General features: G+C 41.9%; 19 protein-coding genes. 9 read left to right on the forward strand and 10 right to left on the reverse strand.

All coding sequences use genetic code 11. The features are described 5' to 3' along the window. The first annotated feature begins 130 nt into the window (after positions 1 to 130). The 3 genes from CQA49_RS08425 to CQA49_RS10705 all read left to right on the forward strand — a co-directional run bounded on the left by CQA49_RS08425 (position 131) and on the right by CQA49_RS10705 (position 5,462). The gene (locus CQA49_RS08425) at positions 131 to 802 is read left to right on the forward strand and encodes an alpha/beta hydrolase (protein ID WP_115575519.1); all 672 of its coding nucleotides are present in this window, start codon (positions 131 to 133) and stop codon (positions 800 to 802) included. 181 nt (positions 803 to 983) lie between these two features. Beyond that, positions 984 to 3,137, forward strand: coding sequence for a flagellar hook protein FlgE (gene flgE, locus CQA49_RS08430; protein WP_115575520.1), 2,154 nt, complete (start codon positions 984 to 986; stop codon positions 3,135 to 3,137). A gap of 1,884 nt (positions 3,138 to 5,021) precedes the next feature. Then, positions 5,022 to 5,462 carry a methyl-accepting chemotaxis protein gene (locus tag CQA49_RS10705; RefSeq protein WP_408938918.1) on the forward strand — a complete coding sequence of 147 codons (441 nt, stop codon included), beginning with the start codon at positions 5,022 to 5,024 and terminating at the stop codon, positions 5,460 to 5,462. 69 nt (positions 5,463 to 5,531) lie between these two features. Here CQA49_RS10705 and CQA49_RS08440 read toward each other — a convergent pair whose 3' ends face one another. Further along, entirely contained in the window at positions 5,532 to 6,752 is a 1,221-nt protein-coding gene (locus CQA49_RS08440) for a glycosyltransferase family 10 domain-containing protein (protein ID WP_181882648.1), read from the reverse strand. Positions 6,753 to 6,863: 111 nt separating this feature from the next. Here CQA49_RS08440 and CQA49_RS10100 point away from each other — a divergent pair, with 111 nt between their 5' ends. After that, entirely contained in the window at positions 6,864 to 7,019 is a 156-nt protein-coding gene (locus CQA49_RS10100; RefSeq protein ID WP_181882649.1) for a hypothetical protein, read from the forward strand. A gap of 88 nt (positions 7,020 to 7,107) precedes the next feature. Here the strand turns inward: CQA49_RS10100 and CQA49_RS08445 are convergent, their stop codons facing one another. Continuing rightward, positions 7,108 to 8,541: a catalase gene (locus CQA49_RS08445; protein ID WP_115575523.1), complete on the reverse strand. Its 1,434-nt coding sequence runs from the start codon at positions 8,539 to 8,541 to the stop codon at positions 7,108 to 7,110. Between the two features lie 305 nt (positions 8,542 to 8,846). On the opposite strand from CQA49_RS08445, the gene CQA49_RS08450 reads away from it, so the two are divergent. From CQA49_RS08450 to CQA49_RS08460, 3 genes are all read left to right on the forward strand, one after another. After that, positions 8,847 to 9,428 (forward strand): NAD(P)H-dependent oxidoreductase, encoded by a 582-nt coding sequence (locus CQA49_RS08450; RefSeq protein ID WP_115575524.1) that lies wholly within the window; start codon positions 8,847 to 8,849, stop codon positions 9,426 to 9,428. A gap of 13 nt (positions 9,429 to 9,441) precedes the next feature. Then, positions 9,442 to 10,587 carry an aldo/keto reductase gene (locus CQA49_RS08455; protein ID WP_115575525.1) on the forward strand — a complete coding sequence of 382 codons (1,146 nt, stop codon included), beginning with the start codon at positions 9,442 to 9,444 and terminating at the stop codon, positions 10,585 to 10,587. 212 nt (positions 10,588 to 10,799) lie between these two features. Continuing rightward, entirely contained in the window at positions 10,800 to 11,651 is an 852-nt protein-coding gene (locus tag CQA49_RS08460; protein ID WP_115575534.1) for an arginase family protein, read from the forward strand. Positions 11,652 to 11,774: 123 nt separating this feature from the next. On the opposite strand, the gene CQA49_RS08465 is transcribed toward CQA49_RS08460, so the two are convergent. The 7 genes from CQA49_RS08465 to CQA49_RS08495 all read right to left on the reverse strand — a co-directional run bounded on the left by CQA49_RS08465 (position 11,775) and on the right by CQA49_RS08495 (position 18,834). Continuing rightward, positions 11,775 to 12,263: a shikimate kinase gene (locus tag CQA49_RS08465; protein WP_115575526.1), complete on the reverse strand. Its 489-nt coding sequence runs from the start codon at positions 12,261 to 12,263 to the stop codon at positions 11,775 to 11,777. A 10-nt stretch (positions 12,264 to 12,273) separates the two neighbouring features. Beyond that, positions 12,274 to 13,335, reverse strand: a complete 1,062-nt coding sequence (gene yedE / locus CQA49_RS08470) for a YedE family putative selenium transporter (protein ID WP_115575527.1) — start codon at positions 13,333 to 13,335, stop codon at positions 12,274 to 12,276. 179 nt (positions 13,336 to 13,514) lie between these two features. Continuing rightward, positions 13,515 to 14,609 (reverse strand): DHH family phosphoesterase, encoded by a 1,095-nt coding sequence (locus CQA49_RS08475; RefSeq protein WP_115575528.1) that lies wholly within the window; start codon positions 14,607 to 14,609, stop codon positions 13,515 to 13,517. A gap of 19 nt (positions 14,610 to 14,628) precedes the next feature. Further along, on the reverse strand, positions 14,629 to 16,854 hold the full coding sequence (flhA, locus tag CQA49_RS08480; protein ID WP_181882651.1) for a flagellar biosynthesis protein FlhA: 2,226 nt from the start codon (positions 16,852 to 16,854) through the stop codon (positions 14,629 to 14,631). A 103-nt stretch (positions 16,855 to 16,957) separates the two neighbouring features. Further along, complete coding sequence (gene rsfS, locus CQA49_RS08485; protein WP_115575529.1) at positions 16,958 to 17,293, reverse strand: ribosome silencing factor; 336 nt, start codon at positions 17,291 to 17,293, stop codon at positions 16,958 to 16,960. A 39-nt stretch (positions 17,294 to 17,332) separates the two neighbouring features. Further along, positions 17,333 to 18,406, reverse strand: a complete 1,074-nt coding sequence (locus CQA49_RS08490) for a nicotinate-nicotinamide nucleotide adenylyltransferase (RefSeq protein ID WP_181882652.1) — start codon at positions 18,404 to 18,406, stop codon at positions 17,333 to 17,335. Further along, positions 18,403 to 18,834, reverse strand: a complete 432-nt coding sequence (locus CQA49_RS08495) for a trehalose-6-phosphate synthase (RefSeq protein ID WP_115575531.1) — start codon at positions 18,832 to 18,834, stop codon at positions 18,403 to 18,405. Before CQA49_RS08495 ends, CQA49_RS08490 begins: the two co-directional genes overlap by 4 nt. Positions 18,835 to 19,024: 190 nt before the next feature. Here CQA49_RS08495 and ybeY point away from each other — a divergent pair, with 190 nt between their 5' ends. Next, positions 19,025 to 19,486, forward strand: a complete 462-nt coding sequence (ybeY, locus tag CQA49_RS08500; RefSeq protein WP_115575532.1) for an rRNA maturation RNase YbeY — start codon at positions 19,025 to 19,027, stop codon at positions 19,484 to 19,486. A gap of 20 nt (positions 19,487 to 19,506) precedes the next feature. Beyond that, positions 19,507 to 20,409, forward strand: coding sequence for a diaminopimelate epimerase (dapF, locus tag CQA49_RS08505; RefSeq protein ID WP_258864280.1), 903 nt, complete (start codon positions 19,507 to 19,509; stop codon positions 20,407 to 20,409). A 98-nt stretch (positions 20,410 to 20,507) separates the two neighbouring features. Here dapF and CQA49_RS08510 read toward each other — a convergent pair whose 3' ends face one another. Then, positions 20,508 to 21,446: an SEL1-like repeat protein gene (locus CQA49_RS08510; protein WP_181882653.1), complete on the reverse strand. Its 939-nt coding sequence runs from the start codon at positions 21,444 to 21,446 to the stop codon at positions 20,508 to 20,510. Positions 21,447 to 21,665: the final 219 nt, after the last annotated feature.

The following is a 21,665-nucleotide window of genomic DNA, read 5'->3' on the forward strand; positions in this document are numbered from 1 at the left end:
CCTTATCCCCCTGCACCCCCAAACCCCCGACAACGCTTTTTAAGGGTTACGCTTGCGCGTAACTGAAATTCCTTTGGATTCTTGCTATAATCGCGGGTTTAGGATAAATATTCACAAAAAAGGGGCGGGTATGAAAAAACTTTTTTCAATCCTTATGATTTTTGGCTTGCTTTTTAGCGCGAGTGTGGGCGCGCAGGCAACAAAGGAAAGTAGCGCAACTGCCACAAACACCGCGCAAAAGCGCGTGGTTATCGTGCATGGCTACGGCGGGGATTCTCAAAGTCATTGGTTTGTGTGGCTAAAAAATGAGCTAGAAAAGCAAGGCGTGCGCGTGCAGGTGCCAAATATGCCAGATAGTTTTAATCCGACGCCAAAAGCGTGGCTTGCGACATTGCGCAAGACTATCGGCGCAATTGATGAAAACACCTTCATCGTGGCGCATAGCTTGGGTTGCATTAGCGTGCTTCGCTATATCGAGGGGCTAGATGCGCACCAAAATCTTGGTGGCGTGGTTTTGGTGGGTGGATTCTATGAGCCTTTGAGCATTTTGCCCAAACTCGATCCTTTTGTCAAAGAACCACTGCAAGGCGCAAAACTTGCCAAAATGATAAAAAAGCGCGTGGTGCTATCCGCTAAAGATGATAAAGTCGTGCCGACAAATTTAAGCCAGAATCTCGCAAAGGCGATCGATGCGGAATTTATCCAGCTCCCTAGTGGCTGGCATTTTATGGAAGAAGAAGTTGGCAAGGAATTGCCTATTGTTTTAGATTTGCTCAAAAAACAAATGGGATTGCAAGACTAAATTTTAGCCTTTCTTTAAATCTCTTTTAAAATAAGGGTAAAACTTTGTGCCCTTTTAAAAAACAAACATTCTTAAAAATCTATTTTTTCAGAATCCAAACTAAATTCCGCACAAATACACTCAATTTTGGAATAAAACTTGCTTTTTAGCTAGGTATCAAATTCGCTTCAAAAGGATAACTATGCTAAAGTCATTATGGTCTGGTGTGAGCGGTATGCAAGCTCACCAAATCGCCCTAGATGTCGAGAGCAACAACATTGCCAATGTCAATACCGTGGGCTTTAAATATTCGCGCGCGTCATTTGTGGATATGCTCTCCCAAGTGAAGCTTATCGCGACTTCACCATACAAAAACGGCTTAGGTGGGCAAAATGACTTCTCCATCGGGCTTGGTGTGGGTGTAGATGCCACGACGAAAGTCTTTTCGCAAGGCAACACGCAAAATACAGATGTAAAAACGGATATTGCAATTGAAGGCGATGGATTTTTTATCATCAGTCCAGATCGTGGCACCACGCATAATTACACAAGAAATGGTGAGTTTCTCTTTGATGCAAATGGGAATCTCGTCACCACAGGTGGCTATGTCGTGCAAGGGTGGGTGCGCGATACGCTAGATAGCGCAAATACCGCGCAGATGAGTGAATTTGACTTTTTTAGAGTGGATAATACAGGTCCGGTGCGCAATATCCAAATCGATCCGGGCATGGTGATGCCAGCGCGCTCAACCACAAGCGTAACTCTGCGCGCAAATCTCAATGCCGGCAGACATACAGAAAGTGTAGCAGATATCGCTACGCTTGATTCTACGGTGATTACAGCATCTGATGGCGCGGCGCCGGTGTATGATTCTAGAGGGCGTTTGGCACAGGTGGCAGAGGATTTTGGTGTGCTATTTAATGGCGATGGCGATGCGTTTAATCTAAGCGAAAATCAAGGAATCTGGGTAAGCTACAAAACTTCAGTGATTAGAAATCAAGTCGAAAACACGCAAGAAGTTAGCACCATCGGCGTAAATGGCGAAAATATCAGCTTTAGCAACAACTCCACAATGACAGGCATTAGCTCACTTGTCGCGGCACAAAATGCCATCAACTCTTACCGCGATAAAACAGGCGTTGAAGCCTATGTCGATGCGGGAATGTTGCGTTTAGAGAACAAAAACCAGCTTGATGGTGGCGAAAAACTCAAAAATGTCAGAATCACCGCTGGCGGCACAGGCGCGTTTGCAAACTTTGTGGAAGGTGAAGAGGATATTACAGCCTTTAGATACCGCTACACAAAATCAAATGACGCAGATTCCACCACAGGGCAATTTAGGACGACGGAAGATTTGCGCGCGCTTATGCAATATGATGCAAATATGATTAAAAATCCAGAAAAACAATACCATGAAAGCACCGCCAGCGTGTCAGTCACCGTCAATAAATATGGCATGCTTGAAATGCAAAACAAAGATGATGAAGATGATGAAGTGCGCAATCTCAATATTTATGTGAGTGCGCATGCTTCGGGGCTTATCACAAGCAATGTGTTGTTTAAAGACACGATGAAAGCGCTTAACACCTCATCATTTATCGAAGGTGGCGTGTCAATCGCTTCAGGCAAAATCAATAAAACAACGCATAGCACGAGCGTTGATGTCGTTGATAGTTTGGGAAGTAAACATAACTTGCGCTTTGAGTTTTGGAAAACAGGCGATGCGGAATGGAGCTTTAGAGCTGTAGTCCCAGAACCAGCGCAGTTTGTGGGTGGCTCATCGACAAGACCAAATGTTTTTGAAGGCGGTAGGGCGACATTTAATAGCGATGGAAGTTTGGGCGGAATGAATCCGCCAATTATCCAAATCGATCCAAAAAATGGCTCAAATCCGCAGAGAATCGAGCTAAAATTTGGGACAAACCAAACTTTTGGCGGACTTACTAGCGTGGATAAAATCTCAGAAACCTACGCAATTAACCAAAATGGCTACCAAGCGGGCGATTTGATGGATATACGCTTTGATTCTAATGGCTCGCTTTTGGGCGCATTTAGCAATGGTAAATCAATCGCGCTCGCGCAAGTCGCACTTGCAAACTTCGCTAACAATAGCGGTTTGCAAGCAGAAGGCGGAAATGTATTTTCACGCACAGGAAACTCCGGCGAGCCAATGGTAGGCGCTGCAAATACCGGTAGGCGCGGTGGTGTGAGCGGCAGTAAGCTAGAGATGAGTAATGTGGATTTAAGCCGCAGTTTAACGCAACTCATTGTCGTGCAGAGAGGATTCCAAGCAAACTCAAAGGCAGTGACAACATCTGATCAGATTCTTAACACTTTGCTAAACTTGAAGCAGTAATTTAGCTTAATTCTCACGCGGGGCATTCCCCGCACTCTCTCATCTACTCTAAAAATTATCAATTTGTAACAAAAAAGCGAAATCTTAAACGAGAATCTCTCAATTTTTGCACTTTAAAAAGTGGTGTGTGGTATAGTCTAGGATTTACGCGTTTAGCGCTGTAATCACAATGCACTCAAAACATAAGCAAAATTTTGCTTCAAAAGAAATGGGGGGAGCGGACATATGAAATTTTTTAGCAAAATGGGTATCGGCTCAAAGATTATGGCGACACTTTCGCTTGTGCTAATCATTTGTATGAGCGTGCTGACTTTTATCGTCGTGCAAAACTCACGCTCTATCCAAACGCAAGAGGCAAACAAACTTCTTGTCAATGGTGCGGCGCGCGAGGCAAACCTTGTCAAAAATATTTTAAATGAAATCTATGTGGTTGTGGATATTTCACATATTTATCTAAACGACTTCCTTTTGCGCGCACGCACTGAAGATCAAGAATCTATGGAATCTAATATCATAAATATGCTCGATAGCACCAAATGGGGGCAAATCGGCTATGTGTATATAAAAGATTCTGCCTTTAGTGGTGCAAATATCCTCAATCCAAAGCACCGCTTGAAAAATGGCGAATTTATGGTGCTAGCCATTGATAATAATATGCAAGCAAAAGGCGGAGTGGAAATCTTGCAAGCAGATGATACGGTGGCAAATTTTGCTAGTGTCAAAGAGGCTATAGCTTTAGGAAAGCCAACCATAGGACGCCCAACGCATCAAAAAATAGGCGGGAAAGAATATTTTGGCGTGGGGATAAACCAGCCACTTTTTGGCAAAGACGGCAAAGCACATGGTGTGGTGGGAATCTTTATTGATTTATCAGGCATTACGGCAATGTTGCAAGATCCGAGTAAGTCGATTTTTAAAGGCGATTTTAAGGGTATGTATTCTACAGATTCTACAATCGCAGTACATGGACGCAAGGAATTTTTGGGTAAATATTTGCGCGAAGTCAATCAAAGCCCTACGATGAATGAGCTCAAACACGCTATTGAAAATCAAATTGAAGGTATTTTTGACTACACCAACTCGCTTAATGAAACCAGTCGCGCAGCGGTGGCAAATGTCGATATTGGCAATGGTTTGGCGACATGGACGCTTATTGTCTCAGCGCCTCTTGATTCTGTATTGGCGCCGGTTATGAGCTTGCGCGCGCTAATGATAGCCTCAAATGCAATAATGGTAGTAATCGTGTGCTTGGTAATGTTTTTCTTTATCAAATCACAAATCGTGGCGCGTATCAACAATATGAGTCATTTGCTTTTTGGCTTTTTTGACTATCTCAACCATAAGCGCGACACGCCACCGCACCTTGTAGCTCCAAAGGCAGAAGATGAGCTAGGGCGCGCGACTTTAGAAATAAATCATAATATCCAAATCGTGCAACAAAACCTCGAGCAAGACAAAGTCGCAATCGAGCAAAGCGCGCAAACTGCAAAAAAAGTCGAAAGTGGCAATCTCACCGCGCGCATTACGCAAAATCCGAGCAACCCACAGCTAAAAGCGCTCAAAGATGTGCTTAATAATATGCTAGATGTCTTGCAACAACGCATAGGCGCGGATATGAATGCGATACACGATGTGTTTGAATCCTACAAAACGCTAGATTTTACCAAGCAAGTGCCAGATGCAAAAGGAAATGTCGAAAGTATGACAAATATCCTAGGCAAGGAAATTTGCCAGATTCTAAGCGCATCAGAATCTTATGCTAAAGCACTCACTACGCAGACGCAAAATCTCAAAGATTCTATGAGCAAGCTTTTTGATGGAAGCTCATCGCAGGCTAGCTCACTAGAAGAAAGTGCAAGCGCGATAGAGCAAATCTCAAGCTCTATGCAAAATGTCAGCAATCACACAGATGAGGTAACCCATCAAGCTGAAGATATAAAAAATATCGTTGGCGTGATAAAAGATATCGCGGATCAAACAAACTTGCTAGCACTTAATGCCGCTATCGAAGCAGCGCGCGCAGGCGAGCATGGCAGGGGCTTTGCGGTGGTGGCTGATGAGGTGAGAAAGCTAGCTGAACGCACAGGGAAAAGCCTAAGCGAAATCGAAGCAAATGTAAATGTCCTTGTGCAAGGGATTAACGAAATGAGTGAATCTATCCGCGAGCAAACCAGCGGGATAGCTCAAATCAACGAAGCCATAACCCAGCTAGAATCCCTCACACAGGACAATGTCAATGTTGCCAACGACACAAACACCATCACGCAAGAAGTCGCCAAAATCGCTACTGAAATATTGAGCGATGTCAATAAGAAGAAATTCTAAACTGAAATGGGGGCGTCAGATTCTTATAGAAACCAAGTGCCCCATTTTTTAAAACAATTCGAAAGAAATTTAAAGATACTTTCTAAAGCGCGGAGAAATTTTTAAAATTTTCTTTGCTAGCTTTTTTAGCCATTTAGGAAGTTTCGCTGCCTTGCTTACAACAGCATTTCCTATTTGTGTTTTAAATACATCAATTTGTTTTCTCGCCCCACACACGCCCACACCTCTGCGAAACGCCTGCTCATAAGGTTGCGAAAAAATATGATGAAAAAATTCCTCTAAGCGTTTTTGATAAAACTCTACCGCATTGAAATTATCCAAAAACATCGGCTCTTTTAGCATCGCTAAATATGCCCTTTCATCATTGTCAATACGCTTAATTTCATCAACTAGCGCTTCCCAAGTGGGGAAATTATGCGCGTTAATATAGGCTTTTGGATTGATTTTATACTCAAGCAAATTTAGTGAGATTTGCGGTAAAACTTGATTAATAGGACAAGAAGCCTTGCTATCAGGATTCTGAATGCTTTGGGTAGATTGATTTGAACAATAAAAATCTTTTAAATTTGCATTAAGGGGGGGGGGCAGTGTATCTTTTTGCAAGCTAGAATCTAGCCCGCATCTCAAACTTGTATCGCCCCAATAAATCGGAATACACCCAGCACTAAAAGCTTGAATGAGCTTTTCTGTCATATATCCAGGATAGCTTGAGTTTTCAAAGCAAAGATTAAATTTATAGCCTTTTAGCCATTCTCTCTTGCTTGTTGCATAATCACCATAGCGATCACCAATAGGACCGCCGATATTATTGCGCCAATTTCCTCCAGAATCTACTTTTTTATACACACTTAATTTTTCAAAAAAAGCACCTCTAGGAGAAGTCTCAGTCGCAGGATTAGTTACCATAAAGGCACAAAATTTCTCTCTTTTTGCAGATTCTTCACTAGCCCAAATATGCTTTTTCTGCGCAAGCTCTGCATCTTTTTTATGTTCCCAAAATGCTAATGGCAAGCGCAAATGCCTGTCAAAATATTCTAAAAAATCAAAATCTATCGCATAATCCGCATCTGCAAAATTTGCTCTTGTATTTTCCCCACTATAAAAAATCCGCACACAGTCATATTTCGTATATTCCTCACCAAACACAGAATACAAAATATATTCTGGCTCATCGCTATATACCACTTCATAGCCCATTTCGCGTAAAAACTTGACAAAAAAATTCTTTTTAAAAACCTCTTTCGTATCTGGCAACCACCAATCAACAATTCTAAGCTTAATTTGCTTCATTTGACACTTCCTTTGGGATTTAAAAATTACAAGCGTGATTATAAGGAAAAATTGAAAAAAGTTTATTAAAAAGTAAAAGTGAGTTTTGGGACTATGCAGTGGCGGGGAGGAGTGGAACATGAACTTTTTCAACAAAGTATCCCGCCACCGCATAATCCCAAAAATTTATTGCAGATTCTATTTTTCAGAATCTTTTTGTTTGGCTTAACACCACTTAGATTCTCTATGTTTTGTTTTTTGCAAGGGGGACAAGGGGGCTTAAATTAGCAAGCTCACCCCCTTATCCCCCTTTGCAATCCCCCAAACCCCGACAACGCTAGAAGGTGCGTGCCGCACACTGCATTTATTTTACTTGTTATAACACAAGCTCTTCTACGCGCTTGCCATAGGCTGGGTCGGCTTTCTTAAAATGCTCGATTTGTCGCTTTTTAATTTCCACCGGCACGCCTTCCATCGCGTCTTTAATGTTCTGACAGAGTGCCTCTTTTTGCGCATCATTCATCAAACGATACAAATCGCCCGCCTGCACATAATAGCTATCTTCAGAATCTCGGTGATTATAGCGCATAGCAACATCGCCACCTTGCGTATTTAGCGGTGGTTCAATCGCATTTGTATCCTCGCTATAGTCATCAAAAATGCTCGGATTATAGTTGCGCTCCGCTCCAAAGCTACCTTGCTGCATAAAGCCATCGCGATGTGTGTTCGCACTCGGCGCAAGAGGCGCATTTACAGGCAATTGCGCGTGGTTGATACCAAGTCGATAGCGTTGCGTATCGCCATAGGCAAACAGCCTGCCTTGCAGCATTTTATCTGGGCTATAACCAATGCCCGGCACGATATTTGCGGGGTTAAAGGCTGCTTGCTCCACTTCGGCAAAATAATTTTGCGGATTCTTATTTAGCTCCAAAATCCCCACTTCAATCAGCGGATAATCCTTATGGCTCCACACCTTTGTCAAATCAAATGGATTAAAGCGATAGCTCGCTGCATCTTTTTCAGGCATTATCTGCACGCAGAATCGCCATTTTGGAAAGTTGCCTTTTTCGATATTTTCAAACAAATCGCGCTGGTGAGATTCTCTATCATTAGCGATGATTTCAGCAGCTTCTTTGTTTGTCAAATTGTGGATTCCTTGCATGGATTTGAAGTGAAACTTCACCCAAAAACGCTCGTTTTTTGCGTTGATAAAGCTATAAGTATGGCTTCCAAAGCCGTGCATTTCGCGGTAACTTCGCGGAATCCCTCTATCACTCATCAAAATTGTTACTTGATGCAAAGATTCTGGATGCAAGCTCCAAAAGTCCCACGCCGCCGTAGCACTGCGTAAATTCGTCTTTGGGTCGCGCTTTTGTGTGTGGATAAAATCCGGGAATTTCAGCGCGTCTTTGATGAAAAATACAGGCGTATTGTTGCCCACAATATCCCAATTTCCCTCATCAGTGTAGAATTTGAGCGCAAATCCTCTCACATCGCGCTCGGCATCAGCCGCTCCGCGCTCGCCTGCAACGGTTGAAAAGCGCAAAAACGCCTTTGTTTTCTTGCCAACCTTGCTAAACACCGCCGCTTTGGAATATTTGCTAATATCATTTGTGATAGTAAGCTCGCCATACGCCGCGCTTCCCTTTGCATGCACGACACGCTCGGGGATTCTCTCCCTATCAAAATGCGCTAGCTTTTCAAGTAACCAAGTATCTTGCAAAAGCACTGCTCCTCGCGCACCCGCTGTCATTGAGTTTTGATTATCGCCTATTGGCGTGCCTGTGGCTGTTGTTAATTTCTTTGCCATTTTTTCTCCTTTTGTGACTTTTGACACTCTTTGCTAGAATCTTTTAATTAGAATCTTTGCAAAAGCGTCTTTTAAAATTTAAATACGAGGACATTTTAATCAACAATTACTAATCAATAATTTTTATTAATTAAATATTTTTATCTAATTTTATAAAGCTAGTTACAATTTGTTACTTTTTGATTGATTTGCTTACTAGATTCTCAAAAATTTCTTTGATAAATTTGCACTTTCCCTCTTGACAGACACTAAGTGTCATGCTTTATAATTCTGCTTGTAATATATAAAATTCACAAGGAGCAGTAATGAAAAGTGTTTTACTTATTAATGGAAGTAAAAAATTTGGTAATTCAGAGGGTAGATTGAGTGCTAGCTTGCAAGAGCGTGCAGCAAGGACTTTAGAATCTCTTGGGCTAAAAGTAGCACAAACGCATATTGACAGGGGATATGATATTGAAGAGGAGGTGCAAAAAATCTTAGATTCTGACGCGCTTATTTATCAGATGCCGGGCTGGTGGATGGGTGAGCCATGGATTGTAAAAGAATATATTGACAAAGTCTATCTAGCGGGTGCTGGCAAGTTTTTTACTAGTGATGGCAGGCATCGTGATAATCCTACAAAAAACTATGGCAGCGGTGGGCTTTTGCATGATAAGAAATATATGTTTAGCCTTACATGGAATGCGCCGCTTGAGGCTTTCACGGACAAAGACGGCTTTTTTGGTGGTGTGGGTGTAGATGGCGTGTATTTGCATCTACATAAGGCGCACGAGTTTATGGCAATGAGCGCGCTACCGACTTTTATTTGCAATGATGTTGTGAAAAATCCGCAGATTGAAAAATACTTGAGCGATTATGAAGCGCATTTGAGAAAGATTTTTAAATAAACAAAGGACAAACATGAAAGATTCTAATCGCAGAGATTTTTTCAAAACAGGTGCAGTGATTGCGGCTAGCATTGCAAGTTTTAGCGCGGTAGGTGGGTTAGGCACATTAAATGCAGCAGATTCTAGCGCGCAGCAAGGCGCACAAAAAGGCGCAAAAAACATTAGCCCAGCCACGCTTCCACAGCGCAAGGTTGGGGATTTTACCATAAGCGCGCTAGGGCTTGGTTGCATGGGAATGACACACGGACATGGCGAGCCACGCGATAAAAGGGCAATGATTCGCCTAATCCATGAGGCAATCGAGCTTGGAATCACCTATTTTGACAGCGCAGAAGCCTATATTGGCAATGAAGAATTGCTAGCTGAAGCACTGAAGCCTTACAGAACTAAGGTAAAAATTGGCACAAAATTTGGACTTTATTATCCATTTGGTAAGCAAATGCAAGATTCTAGTAAAAAGGCGATTTTGCGCGCACTTGATGCGAGTTTGAAGCGGTTAAATACCGACTATGTCGATATTTACACGCGGCATCGCGTGGATACTGATATTCAAATGCAAGAGGTGGCAAGCACCATTGGCGAGCTGATAAAAGCGGGCAAGGTGCGGGCTTTTGGGCTAAGTGAAGCGGGCGCGCAAAGCATAAAAAAGGCGCATTCCGTAACGCCTGTAAATGCGCTGCAGAGCCATTATGCGATGAGTTTTCGCGAGGTTGAGAGCAATGAGATTCTAAAAACTTGCGAGAATCTAGGCATTGCTTTTGTGGCGTATAGCCCGCTTGATAGGGGGCTTTTGACAGGTAAGATGAACGAAAATACCACTTTTCACAAGACATTAGATATGCGCGCAAATTTCCCGCGCTACACCAAAGAAAATCTAGCAAAAAATCAGGCAATTGTAAAATTTATTGCAAATATTGCAAAAGAAAAAAACGCGACTATCGCTCAAATCGCCCTTGCATGGTTGCTAGCGCAAAAAGATTTTATTATTCCTATTCCAGAGACAACCAATCCAGCGCATCTGAAAGAGAATCTAGGCGCGCTAAAAATAAGCTTTAGCAAGGCAGAGCTAAGTCAAATTGCAAGTGAGCTTAAAAATATCCCAATTTTTGGCGACCGCTACCCACCAAATAGCGATGCGGCAAGAAGTGTGGGGTTGTAAAGGCAGGAGCTATAAAAGCGCGCATGACTATAAAAGGCTGGCGCAGAATCTCAAGATAATACGCTTCGCTCACAAAATACGCGGTGCTTGCAAGCGAGAATCTAGTCGGCGCGCTTTGTGTGCTAGAGCGAGAAAATCAGCTATGGCTGCGCGCAAAAAATCATTATCTTTTTACAACTAAAATTACACAAACTTTTAAAAGGATAGGGATAATGAAAAGCTTAAGACTTGTATATCCAGATTATCTTAGTGGCGGTTTAAAAGAATATTATCTAGGAGCTAAACTCCTTACTCAAATTTTGCCTCAAAATAGCAATCAGCCAAGTTTTGAAGTGCCTATTACTCCACCAAGCAAGGCTGAATTTAAGATAGAAAATGGCATATTTGCAAGAAATGAAGTAGTGCAAAATACCAAAAAAGCTCAAGCTATATTAGCGCGCTATGAGCCTGAAAAAGTCATTACCATAGGCGGGACTTGCTATGTATCTTTAGCAAGTTTTGATTATTTGCATGCCTTATATCCTAATATTGGAATCGTTTGGATTGATGCACACCCTGATGTTAGCTCGCCAAAGGATAATTATCCAAATGCTCATGCTTTCGTGCTTGGCACACTTTTAGGAGAAGGCGATGAGGAGCTTTTAACCTTACTTAAAAACAAGCCTTTTAAGGCTGATGAACTTTTATATATAGGCTTGCAAGAACTTCATAGTTATCAAAAAGAATTTTTAGATAAAAAAGGCGTGTCATATAAGGTGCAAGATAAAGAGTTTGTAAGCGATGATGAGTTAAAAAAATTTATAGATAAATTTGATGCTTTGCTGGTGCATTTTGATATAGATGTGTTAAGTGTGGAGTATTTTAGCGATACTTATTTTGCAAATCCAACTTTAGTGGGCGATGGTAGTGGTGGTGGCAAAATGAACCTTGAAAAACTTACCCAAATTTTAAATCTGCTTGATAAAAGCTCTAAAATAGTAGGCTTTAGCATAGCTGAATATCTACCATTTAGTGCTTATAAACTCCAAGAGCTTTTAAAAGATTTTAATTTTTTAAAAAACTAAGGGTTTTAGGCTAGATTCTACTAATAAGCAAAAGCTGTTTAGGGCATGGTGTTTATGCGCTATTTGGCAACACAGATGAGCATCTCAAAAATCACGCGTTTTTTGCAACAAAGCACTAGATCTTTAAGAAATAGCGCTTAGAATCTCTTTTGTCAAAATCTCAAGTGGCTTTGTCGCATCAAGGGTGAAATGCGCTTGCTCTTTGTAGCGCGCAAGGCGTGAGGTGTAGAGTTCTCGCGCTTTTTTTTCATCGCTAAAAAGCGGGCGGGTAGGTTGAGAATCTGTCCTCAAACGCGCTAAAATATCCTCAAAGCTAACTTCTAAGTAAAACACCACGCCCAAATTTTTTACATTATGAAATATCGGCATGCCCCCGCCTGTGGAAATCACCGCATTACACACATTAGCACCCAGCCAACGCACAAGCGCGCCTTCTTCCTTGCGGAACTCCTCCTCGCCAAAATGTGCAAAAATTTCGCCAACACTTTTATTGAGGCTAGATTCAATTAAAGAATCTGTATCCAAAAAATAGCGCTCACTTTGCTTTGCAATCTCGCGCCCAAGGCTACTTTTGCCACTTCCCATAAAGCCGATAAGCACGATATTTTGCAAGCTTCACTCCTTAATTTTTCTTTGCAAACAATGCCACAAGCACGCAAAAAACTAAGCCCAAAATTACCGCGATAGGCGCGTTTTCCGTGATTCCATTAGGTGAGCTAGCTAAGGCAAAATTATGCGCTAGTGCCGCGCCAAAAAGCAATCCAAAGATAAAAATCGCACTATCGCTATTGCCTTCGCCCGCTAGCACGAGTTGCCTTCCCGGGCAACCTCCGCCGATACTAAAGCAAAGTCCGCAAAGCACCATAGAAAGGAAATTCCAAAGTGTGTCATTATGTGCGATTGGTTGATTTTCAAAGCCTAAATGAAAAAAGCCTAGCGCCATATTTAGCACAAGTGCGGTGATAAAAAACGCCAAAACGCCCTGCAAGATTCCATAATCGCGTGCAAAAACGACATTGCGCACAGCAGCCACGGTGCAAAAGCGACTTTTTTGCAAAACAGCCCCTAGCACAAGCCCGGCTATAAGCGAGAAAAATAATGGCGCATGCATTGAGCCCGGACCTTTTTGAGAAAAGGCGATAATACTAGATTCTCCAAAGACACCCAAAAGTAGCAGCACAAAAAGTAGCACCATAAATGCCGGGAATATTAGCCCCACAATGCGATTTGTCGGCGTGCTAGCTGAAAGGCTAAAACCTCGCTTAATAAAAAATAACCCGCATAAAATCCCAACAACAAGCCCGCCCAAGCCTGCTAGCGCGCTTAAATCTCCACCGCTAAGGCGCAGAATCATTCTCCAAGGACAGCCCAAAAACACAAGCGCGCCAATCATTCCAAACACGCCAAAGCCAAAGCGCAAAATCGGCGCAGAGCCACCGCGTGCTTTAAATTCGCCAAAAATTAGGCTCGCTATGAGCGCACCTAGCACGATTCCAATAATTTCTGGGCGGATATATTGCAATGTGGCGACATGGTGCAAGCCAATGCCTCCTGCGATATCGCGCGTGAAGCACGCCGCGCACATTCCCATATTTCCCGGATTCCCCATATAGACTAACACAGGCGCAAGTACGCCCAACACTACACCCGCCACTATAGGCAAAATAGCTACTCTCACAAATATTCCTTATTATTAAAACATGACAGCTTGTATTTTCTTTGCCTGCAGATTTTTAGAATCCTAGATTCTTAAAAGTTGCAAAGAAATACTTTTTAGAAGTGCTGTTTGTGCGCTTAAACCTTAAGCCTAACAAAGGCTAGATACTAACAAAAAAAAGCTTAAAGTGATTTGACTTTTTTACTTTATCGCTCAAAGCGCTCCAAAACCTGCCTTTTAATCTCATCATAACTAAAATTTTCTCTAAATCCGTCCAGCTTCCCACCAGCGGCATTTTTATGCCCACCACCATTGAAAAACTCCTTGCTTAGCGCACTGACATCGCATTTCCCATTTGCGCGCAGGCTCACATTGCCCTTATTATTGATATCCATATAAAAGTCATATTCTGGATTCTGCGTTAAAAATAAATTTGCCAGCACGCTAATGCCACCCAAACCATAGCTTAAAAAGCCTAGCTTATCGCTAAGCTCGAGACTGCATTGCGCCTTTTTGGTGCTTAGAAGCTTGCTTTGCGCATGCGAGGTGATATAATCCATCGTCTGCTCATAGGGCTTGCCACCAAGGATGCGCTTTTTTATCACATACAGCGCGTTGTCAAACTCCACTGCGTCATTTTCCTTGCCCAAAAACTGCTCCATAGATTCTATAATGCCAAATTTATATTCCCTATGCTCGCTATCAAACATAAAGCGATTTAGCTCGTTGCTCAGCGCAATGGCATTGAGCGCAACTTTACCAAACTCAAACTTATAGCCATCTTCTAGCCAAATATCCACAGAGTTTGTCATATTGCTAAGATTTTCAAGCCAAGATTCTTTAGAAGCATCTTTAAGCGCGTAGCGTTGGTGCAAAGTCTGCCAAGTGATACGACTAGCACAGCGCGTGGAATCCAAAAAATACCATTCAAATTTATTTGCACATTCCTGCCCGCTAATGTGATGATCAAGCAGGCAAATCTCAATCTCAAAGCCTTCATTTTTTAGGTTTTCAACCCTTTGGGAAAGCATTTGGGCTTCTTGAAGTGTGAGGTTTAAATCTGTGATAAGGATAAGATAGTGATTTTGCGTACTTAATTTTGTGCTAAATTTTGCGTTGAGCTTTTGGGCGGGATCTTGCGTGATTTTTTCTAAAATAGATTCTAAGCGCACGCCAACTTCGCGCCCATAATTAGCATTAAAAAATGTAATAGAATGGAAAAATTCCCGCGCTAAATACTGGCACACATAGCCATCTAAATCAGTGTGGGAAAGATGAAAAACCTTTAAATTTTTTTGCATTGTATATCCTTAAAATTTCTTATATTTGAATTTCTATATTTGCGAGAATCTCGTATTTCACACGAGGATCAATTTCAGCATTGCCTAAAACGACGACCTTAAGGCTGTGGATTTCTACAAACCTTGCCATTGCCTTACGGATTCTATGATCTACTAATAAAACCGGTGGCACGATGCCTCTTTCTGTGAGCTGCGTTGCATTAGCGCTGATAGCATCAAAAAGCGCTTGGGCTTCTTGGATATTAAGTAAAAAGCTCTTGTCTTGCTCTTTAAACTTGCTAAGTAAGAAACTCTCGCTTGCAGGGGAAAGCACCATGGTTTTAAGCGTTTTATCATTTGGATCAATATACAAATCTGTAATCGTGCGAGCGAGGCTAGCGCGCACCTGCTCAACGAGAGAATCTATATCATTTTGCAAAATCGGATACACATCAATGAGCGTTTCTAAAATGCTTAGCATATCTTTAATTGGGATTTTTTCATGCAAGAGATTTTGCAATACTTTTTTTGTGATACTTAGCGGGATTTTCTCAGCCTCTGTAACGATGGCAGGATACATATTAGCGATTTTGCCTATGAGCGTTTTTACCTCATCGATTGTGATAAATTCTTCAGCATATTCTTTGATACATTCTGATAAATGCGTGGTGATAATCGCGCTAGGCTCGACAATCACATAACCTCTCGCGGTAGCAATATCCTTATATCGTGGCTCAATCCACAATGCAGATAACCCAAACACAGGCTCTTTTGTCTCTTCGCCCGGAATCTTATCAGTTTCAGAATCCGTATAAGCCATACCTGTATTCATCGCTAGAATCTTATTTGGATAGATTTTCCCCCCGCCAATCACCACGCCTTTAAGCAAAATATTATAATCATCAGATTGCAGATTAAGATTATCTTTTATACGCACCTGCGGGACGAGAAATCCATAATCACTTGCGATTTGCTTACGCACACCGCGGATTCTCTCAATCAAATTCCCATGTTGCGCAGTATCAGCAAGGCGGATTAGCTCATAGCCGACTTGAATTTCTAGCACCTCAATTTTCAGCGCCTCATTGAGCGTGGCTTCCTCCTCCTCTTTGAGCTGTTCCTCGCTTTTTTGCTCGCGCACAGCTTTATGTCGCTCTATATCATCAGCTTGTGGTTGCGCGCTAGATTTTGGACTTTGTGGCGTGATATTAAAGCGCTTGCTAAGCCAAGATTCAAAAAGCGTAATCAAACTTTTAGAATCTTCCCTACTACTAAGCCACGCGATGATAAAAAAGAATGCCCCAACAACCCCAAGCGAAGCAGGCAAGCCCGGCACAAGCGCAAATAAGCACAAAATAAAACCAACAATAAGCAAAATCTTGCCATTACTTGTAATCTGACTTACAATATCCGCTGCGAAGTTGCTCCCGCTACTTTTTGCCGCGCGTGTAGTCATAATACCCGTAGCTGTGGCGATGATAAGCGCTGGAATCTGCCCCACCAAACCATCGCCAATAGTTAAAATTGTGAAAGTCTCCGCACTTTGCTGCGCGCCAAGTTTGTATTGAAAAAAGCCAATCAAAAACCCACCAATAATATTTACAAGCGTGATGACAATAGAAGCAATCGCATCACCTTTGACAAACTTACTCGCTCCGTCCATCGTGCCATAAAAATCCGCTTCTTGCTGCAACGCCTCCCTGCGCGCCTTTGCCTCCTCTTGCTTGATAAGCCCAGCGTTTAAATCCGCATCAATTGCCATTTGCTTACCCGGCATCGCATCAAGCGTAAATCTCGCACGCACTTCAGTTACGCGCGTAGAACCATTTGTAATCACAATAAGATTGACAAGCACCAAAATTGTAAAAACAATGATACCTATGACATAATTTCCCCCGACAACGAAATTCCCAAACGCATTAATAATACTACTCACCGCATCAGGACCATTATAGCCTTCAGAAAGTATCATTCTTGTCGTGGCGACATTAAGCGCTAGGCGATAAAGCGTGACGATGAGCAAAATCGTAGGAAATGACGAAAACTCGGTAGGCTTGTCAATGTAGAGTGCCATCAAAATGATAAGGACGGAAAGCGCAATTGAAATACTTAGCAAAATATCAAGCACGCTACTAGGCAGTGGCACGATGATGATGGCTAAGATAAGTCCGATAAAAACAACCACCGTCAAATCTTTTGAGCCAAGCAACACGCGCAAAAATGGCATAAGTTTTTGTGAGAAAATCTTTTGTGCCTGATTTGCCAAGAAACGCCTTTGTATAGAGTTTTGAATAATTTTTAAGGGCTAGATTCTAGCCAAGTTTGGATTTAAGATTCTTTAACCTTGAATTTTTTAGCGCAAAACGCGCTTATACCTTTTTTGGCAAACTTTGTAAAAATTCCTCTAAATTAAATTTATTGCGATGATTTTGTGTGAAAATATGCACCATCACAAAGCCCAAATCCGCGATAAGCCAATCTTCACTCTCTTCATCAGTGGCGTAGAACTCCACGCCTTTTGGCTTTAGCTCGCTTTTCAAAAAATCAAGCAACGCAAAAGAATGCTTGCCCGCCATCGCTGTAGCAATCACCACAAAATCCACCAAATATTCCTTTTCCCTCACATCGATGACTTGAATATCCTCGCCCTTTTTATCCTCCAAAAGTCGCGTTATATCCTCTAAAATCTGCTGTGTATCTGCCAAAAATGCTCCTTATTTGTTTTTTAAGCGCGCCATTATAGCCTATTTTGCAAATTCTTTCCTTAGCAAAATCTCTTTCACAAAGCTATGCAAACAGCTAGGAATCTGCTTAAGGACAGAATCTAGCTGGTGAGATTCTAGGCTTTTTTGCAATTCTGCGCGTAATTGCGTCGAGCTTAGATGAGAATCAAATTCCAAAAAATGCGCACGCAAATGCGGAATCTGCAAACGCGCACAAAGCGTAGTAAATGGGATTTGCGCTTGCTGTAGATTCTGTAATGTTGTTTGGAAATTTTGAGAATCTATTCCTTTAAATTGTATCGTCTCGTGCGAGTGAATCGCACTTCGCCTCCGCTCCACTGCGTTGCGCGCACATATTGCACCATTTTTTATTGATGAGGATGTAAGATTCTTTAACGCTGTTTGGGGATTTTTAGAATCTATTCCTTTAAATTGTATCGTCTTCGCGGAAGTAAATTCCGCTTCGCCTCCGCCTCGCTTGCGCTCGCGTTCATATTCGGCGTCTTTTTGATTGCTAGGATTCTCTAGATTCTGCAATGTTGTTTGGAAATTTTGAGAATCTGCTCTATCACACACGATAAACTCCACTTCCGCGCAAAGCTTTTCGAACTTATGCCACCGATGAAGCGAGGCAAAGCTATCAAGCCCTAGAATAAAAAAAAATTTAAACTCCTTAAGATCTATTCCATTAATTGGTATCACCTTCGCGGAAGTGAATTCCGCTTCGCCTCCGCTCCACTGCGTTGCGCGCGCATACTCGACATTTTTTGGCTTTTTAGATTCTGTGGATTCTGCAATATTCTTTACATATTCCACAAGCTCGATGCTATACACCACCCTTTTTTGCGCCACTTCAAAATCACAAGCGACAATCTCACAATTTTTGCTCCCTAGCTCCCTTGCCACAATCGCGCACATTTGCAGTCGATCATTTGGGCTAAAAAAACTCCCCTCTTTAAAAGGCGAGCAAAAAGTTGGTGTCAAAAAAAGCTGCGAAAAGTGAAATTTTGCAAGCACCTTTTGTAGCAGCGCAAAATGCCCGTTATGAAAGGGATCAAAACTGCCACCAAAAATAGCGATATTACGCGCGCTCATAGATAAAGTAACTTTGCTAAAACAAGTGCGATGAGGCAGATAAAAAGCGCAATGTGATGGTAGCATTTCCTTAAGGGATCGGGCTTTTTAAGCGCAAACATATAAAAAAACGAAATGCCCGCAAACACAAAGAGCGAGAGAATCACAGCGATTTTTACCCATAAAATCTTTTGAAAAAAGCTCACAAAATAGCCACTTCCCCCACCTAAATGAAAGCTGCCCAAAATCGCCCCACTTATAAGCAAAGTCAAAAAGCTACAACCCAAAACTATCGCGCTGGGTTTGAGAATCTCGCGCTTTAATTTGGTAAATTCCTCTGCACTGCGCTTTTTTTTGAAAAACGAAAAAATCGCAATATCATACACAAGGTAGCCTATCACCACGCACGCGCTTAAAAGATGCACTATATTTATCGCTGTATAAAACACGCTTATTCCTTTTTTCAGCTTTGTAAAACACCATATTCGCGCGCGTATTTTACCATTTTTATTTGACAAGGCTTGCAGATTCTCTCATTGCTTTTTTGTAGCTTAAGAATCTATGCGCCTTTATTTGGGTATTTTTATTATTAAAAGGCTATAATTTGCGCTTTTTATGTTTGCAAGGCTAGGAGGCGTGATGCTAGAGATTGAAAATCTAAGCAAGGAAAAGATAGATTCCAAAAGTTTAGAGCAGATTTATGAAACAATGCTAGCGCGGTTTTGCGCACAGGCAAATGGGGAACTGCGCTTGGAGCTTTTGCTTGTGGATTCTAAAGCGAGCAAAGAGCTAAACCGCACGCACAGAGGCAAGGATACGCCCACAGATGTGCTAAGTTTCCCACTTGAAGTAAATTTGCACTCGCAAGCCCCGCAGACTTTGGGTAGCGTGGTGATTAACATGGATCTTGCAAAAGAAGTGGCACACAAACTCGGGCACAGCACGGAATCTGAAGTCAAACTGCTTTTTATACATGGTTTGTTGCATATTTTTGGCTTTGATCACGAGGTGGATAATGGCGAGCAACGCGCGCAAGAAGAGGCGCTTATCAAGGAATTTGATTTGCCAAAAAGCCTCATTATCCGTGCGCAAGAGGAATAAAAATCTTTAAGGAAAAATCAATGAATTTGGAAGTGACAAAATACTGCGCAAATGGAAATGACTTTTTGCTCTACAATGCTTTTACAGGCGTTGCAGGCAAGGGTTTTGGCGCACAAAATGAGGGAATAAAGGACTTTTCACAAATTGCAAAAATACTTTGCGCGCGTCATAGCGGAATTGGCGCAGATGGATTTGTGGCGGTATTGCCAGTAGTTTCTAGCGATTTGAAAGACTTTGCGCCTGAAGCGCTTTTAGATTCTCAAAAATTAGATTCCAAAAAGCCCGCGTATAAGTGGGATTTCTACAATGCTGATGGCTCAAAGGCCGCAATGTGTGGAAATGCAAGCAGATGTGTGGGAAGCTTTGCCTATGCGCAGGGCATTGCTGGGCTTAATCACAGCTTTTTATCACAAGCTGGGATTATTGGCATTACCATAGATCCGACAAATCCGCTCCTTGTGGAATCTGCGCTTGGGGAATGCAAGTTTTTAGATGAAGTGCAAGAAGAGAGCATTTGGGGGAATCAGTGGTTTTTGCTTGATAGCGGTGTGCCGCATTTGGTGTGCTTTTGTGAAGATCCAGCGCTTTTACCCTTGCCTGCGGGGGAAAATCTCGCGCGCTTAAAACAACTGCGCGAGAAATATAATGCAAATGTCAATGTCGCCTGCGTGCTTGCGCGGGGGAAAATCGCGTATGCGACTTTTGAGCGTGGTGTGGAAGATGTGACGCTAGCGTGTGGAAGCGGTGCAGTGGCGATTTTAGCGCAATCTTATAGCCTTGATTTGAGTGAAAATTCCGCTTTGCTTATCCCGCCAAGTGGGGAAAGTTTGGAAGTGCGGGTAGATTCTAAGCTGTGTGGATATTTGAAAGGTAAGGTTTCGCGCATTAGCGAGTGCAAGGTAGATTCTGTGCTTTTTGACTAAGTACGGAATCCCACGCAAAATACCAACAAAATGAGAATCTAAAATAAATTTTATAGTAAATTAGCAGAATCTGCTTTTATAAACACGCAGGCTACTTATTAAAATCCTTGTTTGTTAAGTTCTTTGTATGCTTCACAGCCATTTTGGTATCCCAAATCACACGCTTTACCAAAATACTCCTTTGCTTGCGCGTAATCTTGTCTTACACCCTTTCCATCTTGATATGAAAACCCAAGAAAAACACAACCTCTAGCATCTCCACCATCGCAGCCTTTTTGGTAGTATTCTTTTGCTTTTACATAATCTTGCCTTACACCTTTTCCATTTTTATATAAAAGCCCAATATTAGAACAATCTACAGCTTCTCCACCATCACAAGCTTTTTGCAAATATTCGATCGCTTTTTGTGTATCCTGTTTTACACCCTTTCCATCTTGATACAAAAACCCAAGATAACCACAACCTGTGGCATCTCCACCATCACAAGCTTTTTGCAAATATTCAGCTGTTTTTGCATAGCTTTGCCTTACACCTTTTCCATCGTAATATAATTCCCCAAGATAACTACAACCTCCAGTATATCCTCCATCGCAGGCTTTTTGGAAATACTCACTTGCTTTTTTATAGTCTTGTTCTACGCCTTCTCCATTACCATACAAAACACCAAGATTAAAGCAACCTCTAGCTTCTCCACTATCGCATGCTTTTTGGTAAAATTCTCTTGCTCTTGTATAATCTTGTTTTACGCCTTCTCCATCTGCATATAGAAGTCCAAGATAATAACAACCTGTGGCTTCTCCACCATCGCAGGCTTTTTGGTAATACTCAGCTATTTTTGTATAGTCTCGTTCTACGCCTTCTGCATTATAATGTAATTCACCAAGATCAAAGCAAGCTTTGGCATCGCCTTTATTGCATTTTTTCTCTAGTGAATGTGGTTCGTTTGTTTGTGTATTTTCTGCTTGTGTGTTTTCTTGCTCTTTATTACAAGCAAGCAAGGACAAAGCCACAAGGGCGCCAAATAGAATATGTTTCATTGCAAAGCTCCTTTTTGACATAAATTTGCGGATTTTATCAGAAAAGAAATTTATAAAGTCTTAAATTTAATCAACTCCCTAGATTCCCAAAGCTAAGATTTTGCCAAATCAAATAAAGCGTTGCAAACGCAAACCGAGATTTTGCGTTAGCAAAATCCCTAAAAATTTGCAAAGCAAATTTTTGCGTTGTCAGGGGTTTGGGGGTGCAGGGGGATAAGG

It is taken from the genome of Helicobacter sp. MIT 00-7814 (assembly GCF_003364115.1).
Lineage (GTDB): Bacteria > Campylobacterota > Campylobacteria > Campylobacterales > Helicobacteraceae > Helicobacter_F.

Excerpts from the sequence above, each read along its gene's own strand:
- CQA49_RS08425 (WP_115575519.1), top strand. The coding sequence starts at position 131 with ATGAAAAAACTTTTTTCAATCCTTATGATTTTTGGCTTGCTTTTTAGC.
- flgE (WP_115575520.1), top strand. The coding sequence starts at position 984 with ATGCTAAAGTCATTATGGTCTGGTGTGAGCGGTATGCAAGCTCACCAA.
- CQA49_RS10705 (WP_408938918.1), top strand. The coding sequence starts at position 5,022 with ATGCAAAATGTCAGCAATCACACAGATGAGGTAACCCATCAAGCTGAA.
- CQA49_RS08440 (WP_181882648.1), bottom strand. The coding sequence starts at position 6,752 with ATGAAGCAAATTAAGCTTAGAATTGTTGATTGGTGGTTGCCAGATACG.
- CQA49_RS08445 (WP_115575523.1), bottom strand. The coding sequence starts at position 8,541 with ATGGCAAAGAAATTAACAACAGCCACAGGCACGCCAATAGGCGATAAT.
- CQA49_RS08450 (WP_115575524.1), top strand. The coding sequence starts at position 8,847 with ATGAAAAGTGTTTTACTTATTAATGGAAGTAAAAAATTTGGTAATTCA.
- CQA49_RS08455 (WP_115575525.1), top strand. The coding sequence starts at position 9,442 with ATGAAAGATTCTAATCGCAGAGATTTTTTCAAAACAGGTGCAGTGATT.
- CQA49_RS08460 (WP_115575534.1), top strand. The coding sequence starts at position 10,800 with ATGAAAAGCTTAAGACTTGTATATCCAGATTATCTTAGTGGCGGTTTA.
- CQA49_RS08475 (WP_115575528.1), bottom strand. The coding sequence starts at position 14,609 with ATGCAAAAAAATTTAAAGGTTTTTCATCTTTCCCACACTGATTTAGAT.
- CQA49_RS08490 (WP_181882652.1), bottom strand. The coding sequence starts at position 18,406 with ATGAGCGCGCGTAATATCGCTATTTTTGGTGGCAGTTTTGATCCCTTT.
- ybeY (WP_115575532.1), top strand. The coding sequence starts at position 19,025 with ATGCTAGAGATTGAAAATCTAAGCAAGGAAAAGATAGATTCCAAAAGT.
- dapF (WP_258864280.1), top strand. The coding sequence starts at position 19,507 with ATGAATTTGGAAGTGACAAAATACTGCGCAAATGGAAATGACTTTTTG.
- CQA49_RS08510 (WP_181882653.1), bottom strand. The coding sequence starts at position 21,446 with ATGAAACATATTCTATTTGGCGCCCTTGTGGCTTTGTCCTTGCTTGCT.